The organism is Collinsella sp. AM24-1, from assembly GCF_003470325.1.
GTDB lineage: Bacteria > Actinomycetota > Coriobacteriia > Coriobacteriales > Coriobacteriaceae > Collinsella.
The window spans coordinates 147,752-153,805 of sequence record NZ_QRHM01000003.1 but is presented as its reverse complement, the minus strand read 5'-3'; the positions used below and the strand labels follow the sequence as shown (position 1 = coordinate 153,805).

The following is a 6,054-nucleotide window of genomic DNA, read 5'->3' as shown; positions in this document are numbered from 1 at the left end:
AAAGGGACGGCGAATTCTGTCCGAAATCTTGACACAGCTCATCGGCACGACCGGCAGGGGCCTCGCGCTCCAGGCGGTGCGCGCCTCCCTCGAGGGGGCGGGCGAGGGGAGCTCCGTCTCCGTCGCGGCCCACGTGGCCGGCGTCGGCTGGCAGGACGCCGCCTCCGCCCCCTCCTACGCCGGCACGGTGGGGCAGGGCCGCGCCGTCCAGGCCGTTAGGGTGTCCCTCTCCGGCCCCGTCTCCGATTCCTACGACGTCTGGTACCGCGTCCACGCGGCGGGCTACGGCTGGCTCGGCTGGGCCAAGGACGGTGAGGCCGCGGGCACCGAGGGCCTCGGCGTCCAGGCCGAGGCCCTCCAGGTCGTCCTCGTCGAGAAGGGCGGCGACGCCCCCTCGTCGGGCGCCCCCGCCGAGCTCTCCGTCCCCTCGCTCAGCCTCAGGGCCCGCGTCTCGGGCGTCGGCTGGCAGGCCGCCGTCGGCAACGGCGGCACCGCCGGCACCACCGGGCAGTCCCGCGCGGTCGAGGCGATCGCGGCCGAGGTCTCCTCGCCGGTCTCCGGCGGCCTGTCCTACAGCGCCCACGTCTCCGGCGTCGGCTGGCAGGGCGAGGTCTCGGGCGGCGCCGTTGCCGGCACCACCGGCCAGGGCAGGGCGGTCGAGTGCGTCAAGATGCGCCTGACCGGCGGCCTCTCCGAGTACTACGACGTGTGGTACCGCGCCTACGTGCAGGACTACGGCTGGCTCGGCTGGGCCAGCGACGGCGCCCGCGCCGGCACGACCGGCATCGGCTACCGCGTCGAGGCGCTCCAGGTCCGCATCCTCGCGAAGGGCTATGCGGCGCCGGGCCCCACGGAGGGCGCGTACAGGGATCGCCCCTTGCATCCGAATTCGGTTGTCCTCAACGTTCCTTGCACAATTCAGAATCCTGAGCTTCCGACTGGTTGTGAGTCCGTTGCATTGACCAATGCGCTCAACTATTACGGATTTGGACTGGGTAAAACCGTCATTGCAGATGCGTATATGCCTAAGAGCAGCTGGGATTTTGTGACGGCGTTTTGGGGTAATCCGCATAGTGCTTCGAATGGAAACTGCATATCCGCTCCTGGACTGACCAACACAGCTAATTCTTTTTTGATTAGTCGTGGAAGCAGTTTGCGGGCGTATGACGTCACAGGCACTGGTTTCTATGATCTTTATTCCTATTTGGAAGCCGGACATCCCGTTATTATCTGGTCAACGATTGGTATGCAAAACTTGGGAAGCTGCTATGCGACCCAGGCATATGGCGGAAGGGTCTATCGAACCTACACCAATTCCCATACCGTCGTTCTTAGGGGCTTTAATCGTTCCCTGGGTACCGTTTACATTGCTGATTCACTCGCTGGCTATGTCTCTAACTCCGCCCAGCGCATTGCTTCGTTATACTCGCAACGAGGGGCACAGGCGGTTGTCCTTAAGTAGGTTCGTTTATTGATGAAGGAAGGTGGAATCGTGAGACGTCTCTTTGATGTGTCCGTTTCTATTCTCATGGCTGCTGTGTTGCTCATGAGTCAATCATGGGCCGTGACTGCTGCATATGCTGATTATTCAGTTAACGGATCTACTGACTCAACTAATTTGAATTCTGATTTGAATTCTGAAGACTCGAACGCTATTGATGATGGTTCAGACTCTGAAGGACAAGAGTCGAATGCGTCCCCTGTTGTTAACGAGTCCCAAGACACGCAACAGGGTTCATCCGAAGATAGAAGCGAGGTCGTTGCTGACGATTCTGCCGTAAGCAATCAGCTGACCGTCAAAAACGTAAGTGTTTCTGCCCATGTTCAGAATATCGGCTGGATGGATCCGGTTGGTTCGGGTAAGGTTGCCGGAACGACGGGTAGGGGCCTTAATCTCGAGGCGCTCAGAATCTCACTCGAAGTGGATGGAGCAACCTCTCAAGAGCAGGTTGCAAACGCCTTGTCCGTCGAGGCCCACGTCTCCAACGTCGGCTGGCAGGCCGCCGTCGGCAACGGCGGCACCGCCGGCACCACCGGCCAGGCCCGCGCCGTCGAGGCCCTGAGGGTCAGGCTGTCCGCGGACCTGTCGGCCCGCTACACCGTCTGGTACCGCGTCCACTCCGCCGAGTTCGGATGGCTCGGCTGGGCGTGCGACGGCGCCGACGCCGGCTCGGCGGGCTACGGCCGCGCCGTCCAGGCCGTCCAGGTCGCGGTCCTGCCCAAGGGCGACCCCGCCCCGGGCGACGCTACCTGTCCTTTTAAGAACCGTAGCGATGATCCCGCTTCGATTTCCGTTCGCTCGCATACATCGAATATTGGCTGGATGTCTCCCGTAGATGGCGGATCTGTTGCTGGGACAACTGGTAGGGGCCTTCCCATGGAGGCTCTTGAAGCCCAGCTTGGCTGGTATGGCCACTCGGGTTCTATTGAGCTTCGTGGTCATGTCTCGAATGTTGGCTGGCAGCAGTGGTCTAAGGGGCACTGCGGTACGACTGGAAAGTCTCAGCGCCTCGAGGCCGTCCAGATTCGCTTGACCGGCGAGGCGGCAGATAAATATGACATTTGGTATTGCGCTCATGTGTCAGGCATAGGCTGGCTCGATTGGGCCTGTAATGGTGCTGCCGCTGGTTCTGCCGGTAAGGGCAGGGCTATTGAAGCGGTCAAAGTGGTTCTCGTGGAGAAAGGCGGAGCGGCGCCCGGCTCTTCGGCCAAGGTCTTCATTGGCGATCAAGATGCTGTTACGGTTTCCGGATCGGCCGTTTCTGGGGAGAGTCTTGGATCCTCTTCTGGTAAAAAGGCCACGATTGGAGACAAGGGCGCTAAGCTGATCAGCTCTATTGCCTTAAGCGTTGCTGGCCAAACTGATGATGGATCGATTTCCTATGCTGTTATGGATGCATATTCAGGCTGGGGCGCTTCTTCATCGGATGGTGGCGCTGCCAAGGCTGTATCCGGCGCCCCCATAAAAGCGATAAAAATGTCGTTGAGCGGTCAACTCGCTGCCAATTATGACATCTGGTATCGAGTATGCGATTCCGGTAATGGCTGGACTGGCTGGGCATCAAATGGTCAGGCATGTGGCGTTTCTGGTGGTTCTTCCGGTTTGTGCGGCATCGATGTTGCACTTGTAAATAAAGGTCAGTCTTCGCCTGGCTCCTCTGCCAATGCATTTATCGAAACGCCTGGAATCGGTCTTGTATCTCAGGCGCACGTTGCTTCTGCGGGCTGGCTGGCTCCCGTTGGTAACGGTGAAACCGCGGGTCAGACGGGTATGTCTCGTTCCCTGCAAGCGCTGTATGTTGCGACGCAAGGCATCGATGCCTCAGTTGAAGTGTCGGCACATGTTGCGAATATCGGCTGGCAGCCATACGTCTCGGGTGCTTTCTATGCTGGCACTGTTGGCAAGGGCCTCGCAATTCAGGCGGTTAAATTAAGGCTGACCGGGAACGACGCTTCAAAATACGATATTTACTACCGTATTCATGCTGCAGACTATGGTTGGCTTGGTTGGGCTAAAAATGAAGCTGCGGCTGGCACCGTTGGACTGTCTAAGCAGGCCGAAGCAATTCAAATTAAGTTGGTTACCAAGGGTTCGTCCGACGCTCCCGTTCAAGACCATGATGCGTTGATTCAACTTCCCGGGCTATCTGCTAAGGCAAATTGCTCCGGTCTTGGCTGGCAAGCGCCTGTTGGCAATGGCAGTGTTGCTGGAACGGTTGGACAGAACCGTGCCATGGAGGCCATGCAACTGTCGCTTTCCGATAGCTCCATGAGTGGCGGCATTTCGTATTCTGCCCATGTATCCAATATCGGTTGGCAGTCCGCTGTTTCAGATGGGGCTACATCGGGAACTGTTGGCCAAGGACAGCAAATCCAGGCTGTGAAGATTAACTTGACTGGCGATGTTTCTGATTACTTTGATGTCTGGTATCGCGTCCATGTGTCAAATTATGGTTGGCTTGGCTGGACCAAAAATGGATCATCGGCGGGCACCACGAAGCTTGGCATTCCTGTTCAGGCCTTACAGGTAAAGATTGTCCCTAAGGGCGCTTCCGCACCAGGCTCTACGTCTGATTCGTATTTTGAGACCTATCGATATATGGGATATCAGACCCCCCGCTCTTATCCAAAGGTTAGTTGCAATAGCGTACAGCTTCCTTCGTATTGCACCGGTTACTTCACGTATGTCACGCCTTCTCGAATTCCTTATAACGCTTCGCGACAGGATTGCATCAACGCCTTTATCCAGCGTGCACGTGAATATATCGGAACGCGTTATATCGAGCCTTGGTCTTCTTGGCCGGGGGATGCGGTTGATTGTTCGGGATTAGTGCTGCAATGTTTGTATGCGACTGGCATGGATATGGGTTGGTATAACCCCTATAACCATCGTTGGCTGCCTGAGCAGACGTATAACTCTATGAACTGGTATCGCAACAACACATTTATGCCGGTTAGCACCTCTGCCATGCAGAGGGGAGATGTGGTCTACTACCAGGGTCATATTGGAATCTATATCGGTAACGGTCGAATTATCGATTCGTGGCCGGGAATTGGAGTTACCGAACGTTCGGTTAACGCTCCCGGTCGTGTGATCGGTGCCGCAAGACCTTTTGCATAGAGCCTATTGAGGCGCTCCGTAATAGGAGCGCCTCTTTTTGTGTCGGGGGCATTGCTTTTCCAAGCTCAAAATGTGTTCTATGAAGTGCGGTAATATAACAATTGATTGTGTTGCTGTATTCAGCTGTTATCTTGGGGGATATACATGAAACGTCTAAAAGCGTACGCGGTTTTGGCTTGCGCGCTAGTAATGATTTGGTCGCAAGTCGCTCAGCCTTACTGTGCATATGCGCTGTCAGCTGAATCTGGCGCTATCTTGCAATCGACATCTCAAGCGTCTGATGAGCGCGTATTCCAAGATGAAATTTCCCAGGGAACACAGGACGATGCTTCGGATTCCCAAGGTCAAACCGAATGGTATGGTGACACTGCAAATGCTGCTCGTCCTGATGAGGATTCAGACTTTATTTCCGACGATCAGGCCGGGGTTGGTGCCGATGAGCCGGGCGCTGATGATTCTGATGGTGAGGCTTCGGGCGATGTTTCCATCGAGACAGATTCCTCTGAATCCGACTCCCTAGAGCCTAACTCTTGGCGTTATGAAAACGGTGTCCTCATCAATGCGGGCAGCGACGACATCGATGCGCAGTCTTTGTCTGACGATGCTTTGCCAAATGGTGCCGTTGCGCGTGGTATCGATGTCAGCAATCATCAAGGGACTGTCGACTGGAATAAGGTTAAGGCCGCTGGGATTGATTTTGCCATTCTCAAGGTTGGACCTGTTTACGGAAAACCTGACGATTCTTTTGAGAGGAATGCTGCTGAATGTGAGCGCCTCGGTATTCCTTATGGTGTGTATTACTACTCCTACGCCCGTTCTGTAGAGGATGCCAATAAAGAGGCTGACAGGACTCTTGCTTGGCTCGGTGGCCATCATCCGTCGCTTCCCGTTTATTACGATCTTGAGGATAACTATATCCTGCAGGATCCAAATTTCAGCAAAGATAAGCTCGCCCAGATTGCGCAGACTTTTTGTAACCGTATGGAGGCCGTTGGCTTTAAGTCGGGGATCTATGCGAACCTTAACTGGCTCAACAACTACTTGGATAGTCCGTCTCTGAGCGGTTATGACCATTGGGTAGCTCAATATAATTGGCGTTGCGATTATGCTGGCAGCTACAGTTTCTGGCAGTATTCAAGCAGCGGCAATGTCCCGGGCGTTAACGGACGCTGTGACATGAACTATTGCTTCAACGGTTCTTTTTTGAACCTAGACGACAGCAAGATGCATATTCAGTATGAGGCGCATGTCTCGAATATTGGCTGGATGAGCAGCAAGCGCGACGGATCTACAGCTGGTACAACGGGGCAGTCTAAATCAGTGGAGGATCTTAAGGTCAACATCTTGAATCCCGTTGAAGATGGCTCTGTGCAAATTAGCGCAAATGTAAGTGGCATCGGCTGGCAGGGCTGGGACACCCCCTCGGCCTCCGA

General features: G+C 55.6%; 3 protein-coding genes. All 3 read left to right on the top strand.

Translation table 11 applies throughout. The annotated features are described in order from the left end of the window. The coding region (locus tag DW661_RS02245; protein ID WP_370448134.1) for a C39 family peptidase at positions 1-1,462 on the top strand (1,462 nt) is incomplete at its 5' end. A 30-nt stretch (positions 1,463-1,492) separates the two neighbouring features. After that, the gene (locus DW661_RS02240) at positions 1,493-4,621 is read left to right on the top strand and encodes an NlpC/P60 family protein (protein ID WP_158568402.1); all 3,129 of its coding nucleotides are present in this window, start codon (positions 1,493-1,495) and stop codon (positions 4,619-4,621) included. A gap of 144 nt (positions 4,622-4,765) precedes the next feature. Next, a partial coding sequence (locus DW661_RS10210; protein ID WP_304999783.1) for a GH25 family lysozyme occupies positions 4,766-6,054 on the top strand: 1,289 nt, incomplete at its 3' end.